Below are 17,841 nucleotides of genomic sequence, written 5' to 3'. Positions count from 1 at the left end.
CTCCCGTTCACGGCGCGCCTCGAGAAGGGCATGCCATTGTGTCAAAGCTTAGGGTGAACTCACTCCGGCACCTTGATCCCGATCAACCTGGGACCGAACACCGATCCCAGGTTATCAATCGGCGTCGTTCTTCAAGGCATCCCTGATGCGCCGGATGACAATTCCCTTCGCCCTCCTGTCAGCCGCCGCTTCCACGGCATCGTTGATCTCCAGCAGCAGCTCCGCGTAATCGTTGTGCCAGTCCCGATGGCCGGCGCTCGCACCGGGCAGACGCCCCTCGTGGCGCTCGATCCGGACCGCCTGGTCGCCTCCCAGGTCATAGGCGTCGTCGATCTCCGGTATGATCGCGCGAGGCACGTGATCGAGATCGGCAAGGGACGATTGCAGGGCCTTGAGAGGAGCATCCTCGCCGTGCACGAGGAAGATTCCGCGCCGGACCGGCATGCGTTCTTCAAGCCAGGCCTTCAGTTCTGGCCCGTCGGCATGTCCGGAATAGAGATCGAGCGTCCGCATGCGGGCGCGGACCTTGACCTCCTCGCCGTGGATCCGGACCCTCGAGGCCCCGTCCTGCAGGATCCGCCCGAGCGTTCCCTGGGCCTGGAAGCCGACGAAGAGGACGGTGGTCTCGTCGCGCCAGAGCCACGCCTTCAGATGATGCCGAATGCGGCCCGCCTCGCACATGCCGCTCGCTGCGATGATGATGTGGAAGCTGTGAATGCGGTCGATCGCCTTGCTCTGCTCGACGGTCTCCGTGAAGCGCACCCATCGGGACGCGAGCGCCTGGACCAGATCGGCGCCGTTCCTCAGTTCCCCGGCATGACGCTTGAAGATGGCGCTTGCCTTCGAGGCGAGAGGCGAGTCGATGAAGATCGGGATGTCGGGCAATTCGCCCGCTTCCATCAGCTCCATGAGATCGACGAGGAGTTCCTGCGTCCTCTCGACAGCGAAGGACGGGATCAGAAGCACGCCGCTCGGATGCATCGCGGCGCGGACCTCGTCGCGCAGCATCCGGCGGCGGTGTTCGATGGTCGTGCCGGCCCGGTCGGTATCGCCGTAGGTCGATTCCAGAACGACGTAATCGAGGTCCTGCGGCCCGTCCGGATCCGGTTGCAGGAGCTTGTGGTCGGGGCCGATATCGCCGGAAAAAAGGAGGCGCACAGACTTCTCCTCGCCGGCGGACGTGACTTCGATCTCGATGGAGGCAGAGCCCAGCAGATGGCCAGCATTCCAATAGCGGGCGCGGAAGCCCGGGGCGACGTTCTGCCATTGCCCGTATGCCACGATCCGGAACCGATCGAGCGAGGCGATGGCATCCTCTTCCGTATAGATGGGCGAGACCGTTTCCAGGCCACGGCGACGGTTGCGCCGATTGAGTTGCTCGACCTCCATCTCCTGGATGTAGCCGGAATCCGGAAGCATGATGGAAGCGAGATCGGCGGTGCCCGCCGTCGCATAGACCGGGCCGTCGAAGCCGGCCTTCACGAGCTTCGGCACGAGGCCGCTGTGGTCGATATGCGCATGGGTGAGACAGAGGGCGCTGATGCCAGCCGCGCGGAACGGGAAATGCTGGTAGTTGAGCTCCCTTTCCTCCTTCGACCCCTGGAACATGCCGCAATCGACAAGGATGTGGGCCGCTTCCGTCTCCAGCAGGAAACAGGATCCGGTCACGGTTCGGGCGGCACCGTAGAAATGAAGGCGAAGCGACAAGGAAACCTCCTGGAAGTGCGGAAGCGTCGGCGTTCAGAATCGCACCTTGGTACACCTTCGTCGAGCCACTAGGTTTGATCCATGCCAAACCCATGGAACTGACGATCATGACCTCCCACGCCACGTCGTCCAGCGCGGTCTGCCCGGTCACCGGACAATCTTATCCGCAAAAGGAATTCATCCTTATCGATCAGCTGCGCCCGGCTCTCGCGGAGAGGATCAGGCAAGACCATCCGGCCCTGGACATCCATAGCCGCATCAGCCGCGCGGCCGTCGACCGATATCGCCTCCGCTATGTCGAGGATCTCCTCCGGCAGGAGCGCGGCGATCTCACCAATCTCGATCGGGAGGTGGCGCGCAGCCTCGCAGAGGGCATCACCCTCACGGAAAACATCGAGGAGAACTACGACGAGAGCCGCACGCTCGGCGAGCGCCTGTCGGACGGGCTTGCCTCGTTCGGCGGAAGCTGGCCGTTTCTCATCGCCTTCGGGCTCTGCCTGGTGGTGTGGACGCTCGTCAACACTCTGCGCGGGACGGAGGCCTTCGATCCCTATCCCTACATCCTGCTCAATCTCCTGCTGTCCTGCCTCGCGGCGGTCCAAGCTCCGATCATCATGATGAGCCAAAAGCGGCAGGAAGCGAAGGATCGCCTGCGCTCACTCAACGACTATCAGGTCAACCTGAAGGCGGAACTGGAAATCAGGCATCTGCACGAAAAACTGGATCATCTCATCACCCGCCAGTGGGAGCGGCTGGCCGAGATTCAGGAGCTTCAGATCGAGCTTCTTCAGGAACGTCGTTAGCGCCGGAATATCCGCTCATCGGCACTGAACCGACCAAGGCCCTATCCGGCCATCGTCACGATCAAAGGTCCGTTTCGGGTTGCGACGACGGTGTGTTCGTACTGAACGGTCGGGGCCTCGGGGCTGCTGTAGAGCGTCCACGGATCGTCGCCATCCTCGGCCCATTCCGCGCCGAAGGAAAGGAATGGCTCCACGGTGAACACCATCCCATCGGTCATGATGCGGCGCTCGGAGGCATCGGGCCATGTTGCTATCTCCGTCGGCTCCTCATGGAGCGACAGGCCGACACCGTGACTGGCGAGGTTCCTGACGAGAGAGTAGCCGTTTTTGCGCGCAAAGGCCCCGATGGCTTGTCCGATGCCGGCAATCGGTTTGCTAGCTCCGACCTGCCGCAGCCCTGTCCACATGGCCCGCCGACCATCCCTGCACAGACGTTCGATCGAGCGGGTGACGGGCGGCACGGCGAACGAGGCTCCCGTATCCGCAAAGAAGCCGTTCTTCTCGGCTGAAACGTCGATGTTGACCAGGTCGCCCCGCTCGATCCGTCGGGCGCCCGGGATGCCGTGGGCGATCTCCTCGTTTACGCTGATGCAGGTCGCCCCGGGAAAGGCATAGGCCAATTCCGGAGCAGGACGCGCACCTGCAGCCTCCAGGAGCTTTCGCCCGATCTGGTCGAGTTCGGAGGTGGTCATGCCCGGCTCGATGGCCTTCACCATCGCCTCGAGGGTATTGGCCACGATGCGCCCGACCTCTTTCAGGCAGGTGAGATCGTTGTCATTCGAGATTGTCATATCAGGCTCTTTGCGAAAGCAAGGACATAGCGCTTGTGAACTCGACTTACAAATGGGAGATCGCGCGCCGGAATTCGAAGCCGTTCATGGAACCGGATTTGGCCAGAATGCCCAAAAGGTCGCGGCGATGGCCGCGATCCAAAGGGCGATGATCGCCGCGGCGGCCACGCGGCTGGTCGGGCGTCCGGAACGCCGCTGTGCCTCCTCACGAAACTCTGCCATGAGGGGAGCAGGGATCATTTTAACGACGAGGAAGATCCCCAAGGGCACGATGATCACGTCGTCGAGGTAGCCCAGGGCTGGGATGAAGTCGGGGATGAGATCGATGGGGCTGAGTGCATAGGCCGCGACCGCAGCCGCCGCCAGTTTCACATACCAGGGCACCCGGGGATCGCGAGCGGCGATGTAGAGGGCGACGACGTCCTTCTTGATCGCTCGCGCCCAGTCCCGCATGCGTGTTCCCGCCGCCACTCTCGGTCCTTTCCTAAGCTCCCCTCCTGCACAAGGATTGATCGCGGAACAGCCAAAGTTGGTTCTCGGTCAGGCAGTGAAGCTCACACGCCATTTCGATATGCCCTGTTCACGCAGCTCTGCTGTCCAAACGCGTTAAGCGTCGGGGGCTCGCTTACCTCTTGCCCTGGATCATGCTCCTGATGCGAGTAGCCAGCGCCTCGACCGCGAAGGGCTTCGTAATCATCTCCATCCCCGGATCGAGGAAGCCGTTCGCCAGCATCGCGTTCTCCGCATAACCCGTGATAAAGAGCACCTTCAGGTTCGACCTGTTCTCGCGCGCCGCATCCGCGAGCTGTCGCCCGTTGATTCCGGGCAGGCCGACATCCGTGACGAGCAGGTCGATGCGCTGGGGTGATTGCAGGATCTTGAGACCTGCTGGTCCATCCGATGCTTCGAGTGCGCGGTACCCCAGGTCCTGAAGCACCTCGATGATCAGCTGGCGGATAACCGGCTCGTCCTCGACCACGAGCACCGTTTCGCCGGCTTCTGCCCGGGGCACTTCGGTGAAGCGGGTCGTGGATGTCTCCTCCGCCGCGGCGCCACGGTGGCGCGGCAGATAGATCCTGATCGTCGTGCCCTTGCCCAGCTCCGAGTAGATCTTGACATGCCCCTCGGATTGTTTGGCAAATCCATAGACCATCGAGAGACCCAGTCCGGTGCCCTGCCCCATCGGCTTGGTCGTGAAGAAGGGCTCGAAAACGCGCTCGATCACGTCCGGAGGCATGCCCGTTCCGGTATCCGTTATACAGATTGCTACGTACTGTCCCGGCGTCACGTCGAGATTGGCTGTCGCATAAGCATCGTCGAGATGGGCGTTTGTCGTCTCGATTGTGAGCTTGCCGCCCTCCGGCATGGCGTCGCGTGCATTGATGGCGAGGTTCAGAATGGCGCTCTCGAGCTGGTTGGGATCGCACAATGTCGTCCACAACCCGCCGGCCGTGACAATCTCCAATGCATGCAGCGGACCAATGGTGCGGCGAAGCATGTCCTCCATCGAGGCAATAAGCTGATTGGCGTTCACCGGCTTCGGATCGAGCGGCTGCCGGCGGGCAAAGGCGAGCAGGCGGTGGGTGAGCGCGGCGGCGCGCTGGGCCGAGCTCATCGCGGCCTTCGTGTAGCGCTCCACATGCTCAGTCCTGCCTTGCGCAATGCGTGTTTGCATCAAATCGAGCGAACCGACGATACCGGTGAGGAGATTGTTGAAGTCGTGAGCGATGCCGCCCGTGAGCTGGCCCACCGCTTCCATCTTCTGGGCCTGTCGAAGCTGGTCTTCGGCTCGCACAAGCTCCTGCGTCCGCTCTTCGACTCGCTCTTCCAGGGTCTGGTTCAGGTGTCGCAGAGCTTCTTCGGCTGCTCGCCGCTCGTTCACATCGCGCAGAATGGCCGTCACGTAGACACGCGTGTCACTCTGCCAACGGGCGGCGGAAATCTCCAGGAAACTGGCAGATCCGTCCTTGCGCTTGGCCGTGACCTCCACGGGGCGATGCATGACGTTCCCGTCGAGGATGCTTGTCCAAAGCGCGTTCCAAGTCTCCGGCACATCCAGAAGAACTGCCATCTCCAAATCGACGAGTTCTCGGGGTGCATAACCGAACTCCCGTGCGGCAGCGGGATTGGCGAGCTGAATGACGCCCTGCGCATCCAGGGTGAGGATCGCATCGGGCGCGCTGTTCATGACGGCATCGTAGCGTGCGTTCTGTCGCTGGCGCAGGACCTGCTCGCGCTGTACGGCAACCGTGACGTCGACGATCTGCACAAGACATTGGAGATGCGGTGCGGTCCCGAGCGGACGCACGGAAACATTATGCACGAGTTCTCGGCCGGAGCGTGTCCGCAGTGGCAGGAGAAGTGGATGCAGGGAATGAGTCAGAAGCCTCGAGGCACCTGCTTCCAATGCGTCTGCGATCGCGGATTTGAGCCCGGGTGCCGTCGCTCCCGGGAACAGTTCATCCAATCGCCGTCCAGCCGCATCCTGAGAGGAAATTCCACTTGCCGAGGCGAACCACGCGTTCCAGGCGATCACGTGAGAAGAGCTATCGAGCACGATGAGGCCCGTATCTACGGCGTCGAAAACCACCGACAGGAGTTCATCTTCAATCTGATGCATGTGATCAGGATGCCATGCCATCCGTCGCCCGCTCGATGAACTCGCCGAGAAGGTCTTTGAGCACGGCGAGCGAGGGAATGTCCATCAGCATGACGATGTATCCGCTGATGTCCCGTTGCCGTACCGTGAAATTGATATAGAGGAACATCACCACATCGCCGGCCTCGGGTGGAGGCTCAAGGTTGAAGAGTTCCGACCCTTTCCCGCGAATGATCTCCGGCAGGGACATTCTCAGGCTGCGATGGAGCATATTGGCGATTGTGCCCAGACAGCCGTTCAGAAGAATGTTGCCGGTCTCGGCCAGGGCCTCCTGCTCGAGCTCGATGATGTCTTCGAGGGAAAGCTCCCCACCGGTCACCGCCCTGACGAGCTCGAGGCTTTTGGTCTCGGGGAAGATCAGCATGGCGCGGCCTGTGATGTCACCCTCGAAGACCTGATGAACCGCCACGAGAGAGCCGGCCTCGCGTCCTTCGAGGATTTCGATGGCCTGCACGCGATGTACCAGATCGACGGCCGGCACGGACAGGTGAACCTGCTCTCCTACCATCTCGCGAAGGCTGAAGGCGGCACGGCTGACGCCGATGTTCACGAGCTCCGTCAGAGCGTCCAGCTCCAGCTCGTTGAGGACTTCCGAGATCGTTGATGTCATCATTTCACACCTCGGCCGCGGTATCTTGCCGAACGCTTCCAGGCCATCGTGTCTTACACCGCGCCCGAGCGGAGGCGCAGGGCGGCTCCGGAAATGAATCCTCGCAACCCCTCCTCGGTCAGAGGCTTGCTGACGAAAGTGGCGTTCACCTCGCGGGCCTGTGCGATCACCTCGTCCTGGATGTTGGCCGTGATGACCGCAATCGGCATCATGGGGTGGCTGGAGCGGATCTCCGCCGCCAGTTCGAGCCCATTCTTCTCAGGCATGTTGAAGTCGATCATGGCCAAGTCGATCTTCCGTTCGCTCAGGATGCCGAGGGCCTCCTGCGCGTTGCCGGCCTCGATCCGGTCCCAGTCCGGCTGCAGTGCGGCCAGCGCTTTGCCTGCGACAATGCGGGCCAGCTTGCTGTCATCGACGATCAGAACCGTTATCGCCACTGAGATACTCCGCTGGGGATGGGTCGCCCGGAAAGACCGGATCGGCATAGGGAAAGGTTATAAATCTCTTTTAGAGGACGCTTGAAGAATGACAACTCCTCAGCGCGCCCTGGACCCTGGATCTCCGACGGGCGCTTCCCCCAAAGCCGGAGATATCCAATCTCTGAAGAAAGGATCCTTGGCCGGGCCGCTGACAGCCGGGCGCAACGCCATCAGGACCTGAAGAACCGCGGCGTGGAGGTGCTCGGCATTGCTTAGATCGACCATCCGGTCCCTGTCGGCCTGTAGCCAGCCAAGCAGCGGCTCCGCATCCTCGACGCGGCAGGCCCCTTCGAGAATGATGACGTTGCCGTCCAACCTCACGCTCATCCGATCAGCTCCGGGATATCGAGAATCATGAGAACGCTGCCGTCCCCGAGCAAGGTCGTCCCCACGACGCCCTGCATGCGGGCGAGAATGCCGGTCATGGGCCGCATCACAACGTCCATCTTCTCGGCAAACCGGTCCACGGCGATTCCGACAAGATCGTCGCCTGCGGCCATCACGACGACTTTCAGGCTCTGCGGCGCTTCCGGCGGACGGGGTATCGCCAGCAGGTCGGCAAGCCTCACCAGGGGCAGCGTCCTATCGCGCCAAACGAAGGCTTCGGCGTCCCGAACAGGGAGGATCCGGGCGGCGGGCACGAGCGCAGTCTCAAGGATTCCTTCAAGAGGGATGCCGTAGAGATCCTGGCCCAGTCGGACCGCCATGACCTTCGTCATGACAATGGTCAGCGGAAGGGACAGGCGGATCGTCGTGCCGAGCCCCAGCCGGCTCCGAACGCTGGCCTGACCGCCCAGACGCTCCGCTGCTGAACGTACCGCATCCATGCCCACTCCCCGGCCCGACAGGTCGGTCACCTCCGAGGCGGTCGAGAAGCCGGGAGCAAAGATCAGGTCGACGGCCTCGTCATCGCTCATGCGCTCGAGGTCATCCGCGGAAGCAACCCCGCGCTCGCAGGCTGCCTGGCGGATCGCGGCCGGATCGATGCCGCCGCCATCATCCTCGACCTCGACCGAAACCCGTTCGCCGTCCCGGTAGGCCCTGAGCACGATCCTGGTCTTCTCGGGCTTCCCGGTCTCCCGACGGACAAGCTCAGGTTCGGCGCCATGGCCGACGGCGTTGCGCAGGATGTGAAGCAGGGGCTCGAAAAGGCCTTCCACGACGGCTTTGTCGGCCTCGACATCCTCCCCTTCCATCGAGAAGTCGATTGCCTTGCCCAGTTGGCCGGCGATTTCGCGTACGGAACGTGGAAAGCGCCGGAAGACGTCACGCATGGGCATCATGCGAACGTCCATGACGGCCCCGTGCAGTTCCGCCACGAGGCGCTCGATGGCGGCATGGCTCGCGTGCAGGCCCTGAGCGAGGTGCTTCCGGTCCAACCCGTCCTCGAATTGCCGCGACAGATGCGCCAGCGCGTTCTTGGCTACGACCATCTCGCCGACGAGATCCGCCAGCTGATCTATCCGTGCGGAATCGACGCGAAGCGTCCGTGCGCCGGCGCCACGGGCGGCGTCTGGCACGGCACCGGGGGCCTGCAATCCGGCAGCGGAGGGAACCTCGTGGATGCTCACCTGATCCGGCACAAAGCGGAAGATCGCCTTGACCCTATCCGGCTCGGCGCTGGAGAGCGCCTCGATCCTCAGATTGCACGAGAACGGATCGATTTCCGCCGGGGGTGGCCAAGGGTTCCGGCTCGAGAGCCGGACAGCCACGAGACCGGGAACGGAGCGCAGGAGCGCAATCGGATCGTCACCGGCGAAAAAGCAATCGGCGCGTGGCGTGTACCGGATTGCCACCAGCGGAGCATCCTGCGTCTTCAATGCGGCATTGCCGCTCCGGGCCCGTAACTCCTCGATCCAGCCGAGCTCGGTCTGCGGGATCGCATCGGCTGCTTGGGCAGGATCTTCTTCGAGCTGGGAGCGCAATGACCGTGCCAGGCGGTAGCCGTCTTCCGCGGCATCTGGCGGCAATTGCCCTGTCTGCTCGATAGTGGCGACCCACCGCTCCGCCTGACCGATGCAGGCAAGAAGGATGTCGATAGCTTGGGCATCGATACCCGCCCGCTTCTCTTTAAGGGCACTCAGCAGGTCCTCGGCGGCGTGCAGCGCAATTCCCATGGGCGCGAAGTCGAACAGGCCCACCGATCCCTTGAGGGTGTGAACAGCGCGAAGAGCGCTGTCCATGGGTCCGGCCGCCCGGGGAGCCCTCTCCAAGGCCAGAAGATCGTCCGTCGCCTGCTGGATCAACTCATGCGCTTCGACGATGAAATGCTGGAGGAGATCATCCATCACGGTCGCTCCAGGGCCGTTGGTAGACGATCGCATCCTCGAAGCGGCGAATGTCGAACCGTTTCGAGATCCGGGTCATCGACTCGGTATGGCCGAGACAAATGTAACCTCCCGGGTGCAGGGAATCGTAGAGGTTGTTGGCTGTCAGGAGCCGTGAGGAATCGTCGAAATAGATGAGAACGTTGCGGCAGAAGATGACATCGAACAATCCCTGCCCCGCAACGGACGAGGCGTCGACGAGATTGGTGGATGTGAATTTCACAGATTCCCGCAAATCCTGGATCAATCGGCGCTCGCCATCCGGAGCAGGGTCGAAATAGCGATCGACCACATCTGGAGGCAACCGCGAAAGGGCGCGTTCCCCGTAGTTTCCCGCCTGAGCATCCAGCAGAACCTGCGTGTCGATGTCGGAGCCGACGATCTCGATGTGATAGGCGTCCACCAGCGGCCAATTTTCGAGCAGCCAGATGGCGATGGAGTATGGCTCCTCGCCGGTCGAGCAAGGCACAGACCAGATCCGCACGAGATCGCCCGGCCTTTTGCCCTGCACGATCCCTGGCAGGATCGAGCGGCTCAGACAGCGCAGCTGATGCTCCTCGCGGTAGAAGTAGGTTTCATTCACCGTGAAGATGTTGATCAGCTGCTCGACTTCGCGTCGGTCGACCTCCGCATGCGCAAGATAGGCATTGAAGGTGCGCATTCCCGTCGCGGCCATGCGATCGGCGATGCGCCTCTCGATGTAGTACCGCTTGCTCTCACCGAAGATCATTCCCGTGCGCAGATGGAGGAATTGGCACAGGCGGCGGATCTCATCGATCGTGAGCGTGTGTGCCTTGCGCGACCTGCTCATGAGCGCTCAACCATGCCCAGGATACGGTCGGCAATCTGTTCCAGGGGCGCGATGACCTGCGCGCCGCCACGGCGAACCAGCTCGCCGGGCATGCCCCATACGACAGCGCTCTCTTCCGCTTCCGCAATAGTGCAGCCGCCTTGCTCATGCAGCCGTGCCATAGCCTCGGCTCCATCGCTGCCCATTCCGGTCATAAGCACCCCGATCAAGCGGTCGGGTGCAAAATGCTGCATGGCACTCTCGACCAGCCGATCGACGCTCGGATGCCATCGGTGCTCCGGCAGAGACGGAGCAGCCATGACGACAGGTCCGTCCGGACGGATGCCGATGATCACGTCGGCATCGCCCTTGCCGACATAGACATGGGCGGGAGCGAGCGGCATCGGCAGGATTGCTTCCGTTACGGTAAGTGCGCAAAGCTTGTCGAGCCGACGGGCCAATGGACCTGTGAACGAGCCTGGCATGTGCTGTGCCACTACGATCGGCCACGGGAAGTCGGCAGGCAGCCGGGACAGCACGGCATCCAGCGCAGGCGGCCCCCCAGTGGAAACCCCGATCAGGACGAGGCCATGGGCCGGCGCGGCCTTGGTTCGGCGCACCCGCGGCAAGGCCGACGCACGCCGACTCGGCACCATGGCGGGTGTCGGATTCGTCAATCCGCTGCGCAGGCGCACCCGCTCGGCCAGCCTCAGGCTGCTGGGCAGCCGGGCCTGCGCAGCGTTGCGGACCGTGTCGACGAGCTTGGGGCCGAGGGTTCCCATTTCCAGTGAAATGGCCCGTTCAGGCTTCGTGATGAAGTCGATGGCTCCAAGCTCGAAGGCCTGGAGGGTTACGCTCGCGCCTGCCTCGGTCAGAGATGAGACCATCACGACGGGGCACGGACGCTCCAGCATGATCCGGTCGAGACAGGCAAGGCCATCCATCTCGGGCATGTTCACATCGAGCGTGATCACGTCCGGCTTGAAAACATGCAACTGCTCCAGCGCCTCGACCCCATTGCGGGCAAAAGCGATTTCGAAATCCCCCTCGGCCGTAAACACCCCGCCGAGAAGGCGCCTCATCAAAGGAGAATCGTCGACGATCAGCAGCCGGATCACGAAGCGGGCCGCTCCAGGTTTCTCTCACCGATAGTGGCGAGCAGATCCTTCTCTGCCTTGTCCAGCAGTTCCCTCGGGTTGAGCAGTAGGATCATCCTCCCTTCGACCTCGATATTCGCGATGCGGTCGATGACCTGACTCTCGTCTGCTGCCAGGTCGGGCGTCGGGCGAAGCTGGCTTTGTGGAATGCTGAGGACCTCCGACACCCTGTCGACCAGGAAACCGGCCTGCATCTGGTCGATCCTGACAACCAGGATGCGCTCCCGCCGCCGCTCCCCCCGCCCCTCGAACTGGAAGCGCCTCCGCTGGTCGATTACGGGAACAACCCGCCCGCGCAGATTCATCACGCCTTCGACGAAGTCGGGAGATTTGGGCAGCCGCGTCAGCGTGTCGGGCACGCGCACCACTTCGTCGACGGTTTCGATGGGCAATCCGTAGTCCTCGCCGCCCAGCTGGAACACGATGAACTGCTCATCGCCTCCTGCAGGCCCATCAGCTGTGTCCATGTCGCGGCTCTTCTCCGTTCGGGACATAATCTCCTCGATCATCGCCTGATCCCTGAACAGATGATCCATCGACAAGATCGAGACCAACCGCCGTCCGCCCTCAAGCCTGCAGATCCCTTGGATCTGAGCCTCCGCATTTCCCCGTGTCAGGATGGTCGGGACCGGATCGATGGCGCTTTTCGGAAGACGAAGGATTTCCCTCATGTCGTCGACGGCAAGACCCACCAGCCCTCCGCCGATCCGCACCACGACCACACGGGCTCTGCCTGTCGCCGGGCCGCCGGCACGAAGCCCGAGAAGGCCTCGCAACGATACGAGCGGCAGCAGCTGTCCGCGAAGCGACATCGCGCCCAGCATGATTGAATCCGTGTGCGGAACGACGACGACCTCTTCCGGCAGGGCGACGACTTCGTGAACCGATGCAAGGGGCAGCGCGTAGTCCTGTCCCGCAACGACAAAATGCACGACGGCAATCTCATCACGGTTTGCGGCCGCCTCGCGCTGGGGGCCTTGCAGAGTCGAGGATGGCCTGCTGCGCGCGCAACGGGCAATCGTCCCGAAGTCTTTCGCCAGCAGCGCATCCAGCTCGCCTGCCCGCACCGGTGCGATGCCTGGTCTGTCCGCGGGGGCCGCCTCGGAGGAAGCAGGGCCACCTTCTCTTAGAGATGCCACCTTGTCGATCAAAAGACCGACCGGGGTGCCGCGGTCGATCACGACCACGCGTGCGTTCGATGAGGGGCTATCCTCCTGCCCCAGAAGGCGGCGCAGCGACACGACCGGCATCACTGCGCCTCGCAGGTTGGTCACCCCGAGCAGGCTCGAGGGCCCAAGGGGAACCCGAGTCATGGCCGGAGGACGGATCACCTCCATCACATCGGATGCCGGAAGGGCGAAGCGCTCGTTCCCCACCTGCACCGTCAGGAACGACTGAGTGGGAGGAGCCGAGGCCGCCTCGGTCATGGCCTTACGACTCCCTCATCTGGAGTTCGTCGGCAAGAGAGGCGATCTCCTCGATGGCAGCCGCCAGATCCTCGGCTCCCCGCGCCTGCTGGCGCGCCGCGGTGGCGGCTTGTGCGGCAGCATTGCCGGCCTGCTCGGCGACGACGGCCACCTGCTGGGTGCCGAGCCGGACCTCGCGCACCGCCGTCAGAATCGTCTCGGACCCCGACAGGATCGAGGCGCTGCCTTGCCGAATAGCCTTCGCATCGGCTTCCATTGTCCCCAGCTTTTCCGCCGTCTGGATATTCTTGGCGACCTCAGCCTGTGCAATGGCGGCGCTCTGCTCCAGATCGCGCCTGACGATGGTGATCTGCTCACGGATCTGGCGAACCACATCCTTGATGCGGTCGGCGTTCTCGGACGCGTCCCGCGCCAGAACGCGGATGTCTCCGGACACGATGGCGAAGCCGCGCCCGGCCTCGCCGGCACGGGCGGCCTCGATGGAGCCGCTCACGGCCAGCATGTTGGTCTGGACCGCAACGAGGGCAATGCCGTCGACGATCTTCTCGATGCGGCGGCCGGATTCATCCAATCCGCCCATCAATTCGATCATCGCCTGCGTCTCCTTCAGCGCCTCCTCGACGCCGGAGGCCAGCCGCAGAGTCGCAGAACGGTTGTCCTGCAGATCGGCGGCAAGTGCCTCGATGCGCTCGGCGGCGGCGCTGGCCGCACCCCGCGACCCAGCGGTCGCTCGCTCAATCCGCTCCATGGCCACATCAGCCTGCTGCGCGGCCGCAGCCTGCATCTGCGCTCCGCGGCTGATCTGGTCGACAGCGGTCATGATCTCGCCGGCAGCTCCTGACAGCTCCTGAATGGCCGCCGACAGCTGCTCGGCAGCGGACCCGACTTGCTCGGCACTGGCTGCTCCGGCCGTGCCTCCTTGAAGATCGTCCGCCAAAGCGGCCAGCGCCTGCGCAGTCTGCTGGCTCTGGTCGAGAGCGATGCTCTGCTGCTGGACTGCCCGTTGAGCTTCGGCCGCCGCTGCCGCCTGCTCCTCGGCGGCACTGGCGACCTGTTCCGCGCCACGCTGAGCCTCTCGAATGGCAGCCTCGGCCTCGACGGCCGCAACGAGAATGGCCTGGCTTCCCTCGGCCAAGAGGGACACATCAGCCCGGATCTTGTCCAGAGCGGTCACGACGGCGCGGCCGACCTGAGCTTCCCCGGATGCAGTTTCGGCTGCCGTCCTGATCCGCTCCGCGACGGACCGGACTTCGCTGACGATGCCTTCAGCGAGGGCCTGAATATCCTGTGCGCTTCTCTCCGAAGTACCGGCGAGAGCCCGGACCTCGTCGGCGACAACCGCAAAGCTGCGCCCGCTCTCCCCGGCCCGGGCAGCCTCGATGGCGGCGTTCAGCGCCAGAAGGTTGGTCTGGTCGGAAATGTCCCCGACCAAAAGGGTGATCTCGCCGATCTCGGAGGCCCGCTTCTCCAGAAGAGAAATGATATCGACCAGGGCCCGTTGGCGGGTCGTGTTGCTTTCGACGGCCGCCACCGAGGCATCGATCTGGGCTCCCGTCTCGATCAGAAGGCCCTGGAGGCCGGCGGTCTTGGCGCGAGTGGTCTCGGCATGAGCCCGCGCGTCGGAAAACGACGCATTCAGGCTCACGATGGCCGAAAGCGACTGGTGGGACGCCCCGGCGGCCTCCTCGGCTCCGCTGGCAATCTGCTCCATGGAGCGCCGGAGTTCCTCGGCTGCCGACGAAGCCTCGGTGACGCCACTGGCGAGTTCCTCGGTCGCGGCGCCAATGCGCTCGGCGGCCTGCAGCCTCCGCGCCTTGACCCGCTCGAGCGTCCGGCGCTGGGAGGCCTTTCCTCTTATGGCGGGGATCTCCGGGGGAAGAGCCTCTTCACTCACCGATCGTGAGTTGCCCTTGCCCGGAAGTTCGGACGTCTTGACCAGTGCCATGAATGCCCCGCGAGATACATTAACTAACTTCAGCCACAGCGCCTCGTCCGGCAAGCCATTCGCTCGCCTCGTCAAAACGCGGAGTAGGAAGCCTAACGTTTATAGGTGCGGATCTTGCGCAGCAAGGCATCGTGAAGCGTCGTCTCAGACAAATCGGTACCGGGTCAAAGGCGAAGCTTGGCAGCATCGCGTGAAAACATCTGCTTTCGGCGGACATTCACCTTCCGGGACGTGCCATTTGCAGGCCCTGGCATCGGTCGGAATCGAGCCCACCCGGCCCGTCCCGCGCAAAGGCCCGGGCTTGCCAATCGAGCCGTGTGACGGCAATCTGAAGCTCAACAAGACGTTCAGCGGGTGTATGCCGGACTATTTTCTCGTCGGGCAACAGGACAAGGGACACGGCCAACATGATCATGGACGGTGGGAATACCTATGCCGGAGACAGGGACGACGCAGCTTTGCTCGGGCGTCGGGCGGGACTTTTAAGCCGCCGGTCTTTTCTCGCCGGCTCGGCCGCCAGCGTCGGCGCGCTGGGGCTCGCCGGCTGCGTCACATCCGACGGCATGAGCCTCGCCGAGGCGTCGAAACTCTACGGGCCGGTGCCCGAGGAGAAGTTCCCGATCCCGGCGGTCGATGTCAGCAAGGTCGATCCGAAATATTACCGCCGGACAGTTCGCTACGACACCAAAGAGGCGCCCGGCACGATTATCGTCGATCCCGCCAATTACTACGTCTACCGCGTCGAGGACGACGGAACCGCCACCCGCTATGGCGCCAATGTCGGCCGCGACGGGTTCCGGTGGAGCGGTGACGCCTATGTCGGGCGCAAGGGCGAATGGGCGACCTGGACCCCGCCCAGGGAGATGATCAAGCGCCAGCCCGAGGCGGCCAAATGGGCCGGCGGCATGCCGGGCGGCCTCGACAACCCGCTCGGCGCCCGCACGCTTTATCTCTATCAGAACGGCGCCTACACGCTCTACACGATCTATGCCAGCCTCGCCCCCGAGACGATCGGCAACGGCATCACGAGCGGCTGCGTCGGCCTCCTCACGCAGGACATGATGCACCTGTACGAACGCACGCCGGTCAAGACGAAGGTGGTCGTCCTGCCGGCATAGCACCCGCGCCAGACTGCCGGTACTCGCTGGATCTTCACCGTCGGGTGGCGCGCTTTGTCGCGGCGGACCCGTATCACGCCAGATCCGCTCGTATCCAATCATAAAGAGTCTAGCTGATCATCGCCCGCGGCGCCGAATCGGCATCGTTGTCGACCAAGCGTCGCCGGCTAGAGCAAATTTTGATGGACTGGCGACAATCCTGATGGGTAACCCGACCTAATTTTATCGGGAGGTTCACCCTCCTCCGATGATTACGCCTGACAACGACGGCTGAGCGATCCTGGGGCTGACAGGTCGATAGGCCATCGACATCCGTTTCTCAATACATCTCTGACCTTCTGCCTCGTGCCAAGAGACGACATTTGTTGTTCAGATGAGGTCAGCATCACGTAAAGATCGCAGGCCGATGCCTGCGATCTCTCTCTGACCTCCCCTCAAGTGCCTGCTGCTCGGTCTAGGATACACGGGCGGAGGAAACATAAAGGCCGCCGAACTCTTGCCGCAGGACGTTCTTCTGTACCTTGCCCATGGTATTGCGCGGCAGTTCATCGACGAAGACGACCCGCTTCGGCAGCTTGAACTTCGCCAAGCGGCCATCGAGTGCCGCCAAGATCATCTTCTCGTCGACTGCTGCCTCCCTGGAGCAGACGACGACCGCTGTCACCCCCTCGCCGAAGTCCTCGTGCGGGACGCCAATCACCGCGCTCTCGAACACGCCCGGAATGGCATCGATCTCGTCCTCGATCTCCTTCGGATAGACGTTGAAGCCGCCGGTGATCACCAAGTCCTTGCCACGCCCGAGGATGTGGACATAGCCGCGCTCGTCGATCTTGCCGAGATCTCCCGTGATGAAGAAGCCATCCGGGCGGAACTCGGACGCCGTCTTCTCCGGCATGCGCCAGTAGCCTTTGAAGACGTTCGGGCCCTTCACCTCGATCATGCCGATCTCGTTTGTTGGCAACTCCTCGCCGGTGTCCGGATTGGTGATACGCACTGATACGCAGGGCAGAGGCAGGCCGACGGCGCCCGGAACCCTGTCTCCATCATAAGGATTGGAGGTGTTCATGTTCGTCTCGGTCATGCCGTAGCGTTCAAGGATGGCATGACCGGTCCGGGCGCTCCATTCGCGGTGGGTCTCCGCCAGCAGAGGCGCCGAGCCTGACACGAACAGGCGCATTCCCGACGTCGTCCCCTTCGCGAGACCTGGATGCTGCAACAGGCGAACGTAGAAGGTCGGCACTCCCATCAGAGCCGTGGCGCGGGGCATCAGACCGAGGATCTGGTCCGCATCGAACTTCGCCAGGAAGATCATCGACGCGCCGGAGAACAGCGTGACGTTGCTCGCCACGAACAGCCCGTGAGTGTGATAGATCGGCAGGGCATGGATCAGCACATCGTCCGCCGTGAAGCGCCAGGCCTCCTTCAGGGTGAGGGCATTGGAGACGAGATTGTCGTGGGTCAGCATGGCGCCCTTGGAACGGCCGGTCGTGCCCGACGTATAGAGGATCGCCGCCAGGTCTTCGCCTGCCCTCTGCGCCGTCTCGAATAGGTCAGAGGCATTGTTTGCAGCCTCCGTGAGAGAGCCTTGCCCTCGCGCATCGAGTGTTTCGACGGACGATCCGACCTTCGCGGCGAGTCGTTCGATCCCCTCGCGGTTGCCCGGATCGCAGACCACCAGCGAGGGCTCAGCATCGCCGATGAAGTATTCCAGCTCCGCCAATGTGTAAGCGGGGTTGAGCGGCAGATAGACCGCGCCGGCTCGGACGGTCGCAAGGTATAAGACCAAGGCCGGCACCGACTTCTCGACCTGGACAGCGACGCGATCGCCGGGCTTGACCCCACAGGTGGCGAGCACGTTGGCCAATCGGCCGGACAGGGCGATCAGGTCGGCATAGCTGACCGTCTCCCCGCCCAGTGTGGCAATGGCTGTCTTGGTGAGGGCAGCGATCGAGCGTTCGAGCCGGTCGAACAGGTTCGCATTCATGGCATGGGCTCCGAAGCGAGGGTCGATGATCGACCCGGTCAAAG

Annotated in this window: 15 protein-coding genes; 2 read left to right on the top strand and 13 right to left on the bottom strand. The window is 63.2% G+C overall.

Features of this window, described 5'->3' with window-relative positions:
• Window positions 1-114: 114 nt before the first annotated feature.
• A complete protein-coding gene (locus tag JKL46_RS14375; RefSeq protein ID WP_201833898.1) occupies window positions 115-1,707 on the bottom strand; it encodes an MBL fold metallo-hydrolase in 1,593 nt (530 codons plus the stop codon).
• 107 nt (window positions 1,708-1,814) lie between these two features.
• On the opposite strand from JKL46_RS14375, the gene JKL46_RS14370 reads away from it, so the two are divergent.
• Entirely contained in the window at window positions 1,815-2,510 is a 696-nt protein-coding gene (locus JKL46_RS14370) for a DUF1003 domain-containing protein (RefSeq protein ID WP_201833895.1), read from the top strand.
• A 41-nt stretch (window positions 2,511-2,551) separates the two neighbouring features.
• Here the strand turns inward: JKL46_RS14370 and map are convergent, their stop codons facing one another.
• The 11 genes from map to JKL46_RS14315 form a co-directional block, all read right to left on the bottom strand.
• On the bottom strand, window positions 2,552-3,301 hold the full coding sequence (map, locus tag JKL46_RS14365) for a type I methionyl aminopeptidase (RefSeq protein ID WP_201833893.1): 750 nt from the start codon (window positions 3,299-3,301) through the stop codon (window positions 2,552-2,554).
• 84 nt (window positions 3,302-3,385) lie between these two features.
• Window positions 3,386-3,754, bottom strand: a complete 369-nt coding sequence (locus tag JKL46_RS14360; RefSeq protein ID WP_201833948.1) for a YkvA family protein — start codon at window positions 3,752-3,754, stop codon at window positions 3,386-3,388.
• A gap of 172 nt (window positions 3,755-3,926) precedes the next feature.
• On the bottom strand, window positions 3,927-5,921 hold the full coding sequence (locus JKL46_RS14355) for a hybrid sensor histidine kinase/response regulator (RefSeq protein ID WP_246529315.1): 1,995 nt from the start codon (window positions 5,919-5,921) through the stop codon (window positions 3,927-3,929).
• A 4-nt stretch (window positions 5,922-5,925) separates the two neighbouring features.
• Window positions 5,926-6,573 (bottom strand): chemotaxis protein CheX, encoded by a 648-nt coding sequence (locus JKL46_RS14350; protein ID WP_201833888.1) that lies wholly within the window; start codon window positions 6,571-6,573, stop codon window positions 5,926-5,928.
• Between the two features lie 50 nt (window positions 6,574-6,623).
• Window positions 6,624-7,007, bottom strand: a complete 384-nt coding sequence (locus JKL46_RS14345) for a response regulator (RefSeq protein ID WP_201833886.1) — start codon at window positions 7,005-7,007, stop codon at window positions 6,624-6,626.
• 99 nt (window positions 7,008-7,106) lie between these two features.
• On the bottom strand, window positions 7,107-7,376 hold the full coding sequence (locus JKL46_RS14340; protein ID WP_201833884.1) for a hypothetical protein: 270 nt from the start codon (window positions 7,374-7,376) through the stop codon (window positions 7,107-7,109).
• Window positions 7,373-9,337, bottom strand: coding sequence for a chemotaxis protein CheA (locus tag JKL46_RS14335; protein ID WP_201833882.1), 1,965 nt, complete (start codon window positions 9,335-9,337; stop codon window positions 7,373-7,375). The genes JKL46_RS14340 and JKL46_RS14335 overlap by 4 nt, the downstream gene beginning before the upstream one ends.
• Window positions 9,330-10,187: a CheR family methyltransferase gene (locus JKL46_RS14330; RefSeq protein WP_201833880.1), complete on the bottom strand. Its 858-nt coding sequence runs from the start codon at window positions 10,185-10,187 to the stop codon at window positions 9,330-9,332. The genes JKL46_RS14335 and JKL46_RS14330 overlap by 8 nt, the downstream gene beginning before the upstream one ends.
• Entirely contained in the window at window positions 10,184-11,284 is a 1,101-nt protein-coding gene (gene cheB, locus JKL46_RS14325) for a chemotaxis-specific protein-glutamate methyltransferase CheB (protein WP_201833878.1), read from the bottom strand. Before cheB ends, JKL46_RS14330 begins: the two co-directional genes overlap by 4 nt.
• The gene (locus JKL46_RS14320) at window positions 11,281-12,750 is read right to left on the bottom strand and encodes a chemotaxis protein CheW (RefSeq protein WP_201833875.1); all 1,470 of its coding nucleotides are present in this window, start codon (window positions 12,748-12,750) and stop codon (window positions 11,281-11,283) included. The genes cheB and JKL46_RS14320 overlap by 4 nt, the downstream gene beginning before the upstream one ends.
• A gap of 4 nt (window positions 12,751-12,754) precedes the next feature.
• Entirely contained in the window at window positions 12,755-14,695 is a 1,941-nt protein-coding gene (locus tag JKL46_RS14315) for a methyl-accepting chemotaxis protein (RefSeq protein WP_201833873.1), read from the bottom strand.
• 407 nt (window positions 14,696-15,102) lie between these two features.
• Between JKL46_RS14315 and JKL46_RS14310 the strand changes: the two genes are divergently transcribed.
• Window positions 15,103-15,813, top strand: coding sequence for a L,D-transpeptidase family protein (locus JKL46_RS14310; protein WP_201833871.1), 711 nt, complete (start codon window positions 15,103-15,105; stop codon window positions 15,811-15,813).
• A gap of 454 nt (window positions 15,814-16,267) precedes the next feature.
• Here JKL46_RS14310 and JKL46_RS14305 read toward each other — a convergent pair whose 3' ends face one another.
• Window positions 16,268-17,797, bottom strand: coding sequence for a malonate--CoA ligase (locus JKL46_RS14305; protein ID WP_201833869.1), 1,530 nt, complete (start codon window positions 17,795-17,797; stop codon window positions 16,268-16,270).
• Window positions 17,798-17,841: the final 44 nt, after the last annotated feature.

This window comes from Microvirga zambiensis WSM3693, assembly GCF_016735695.1.
In the GTDB taxonomy this organism is placed as follows: Bacteria; Pseudomonadota; Alphaproteobacteria; order Rhizobiales; family Beijerinckiaceae; genus Microvirga; species Microvirga zambiensis.
This window is presented reverse-complemented; position numbering and strand designations above follow the sequence as displayed.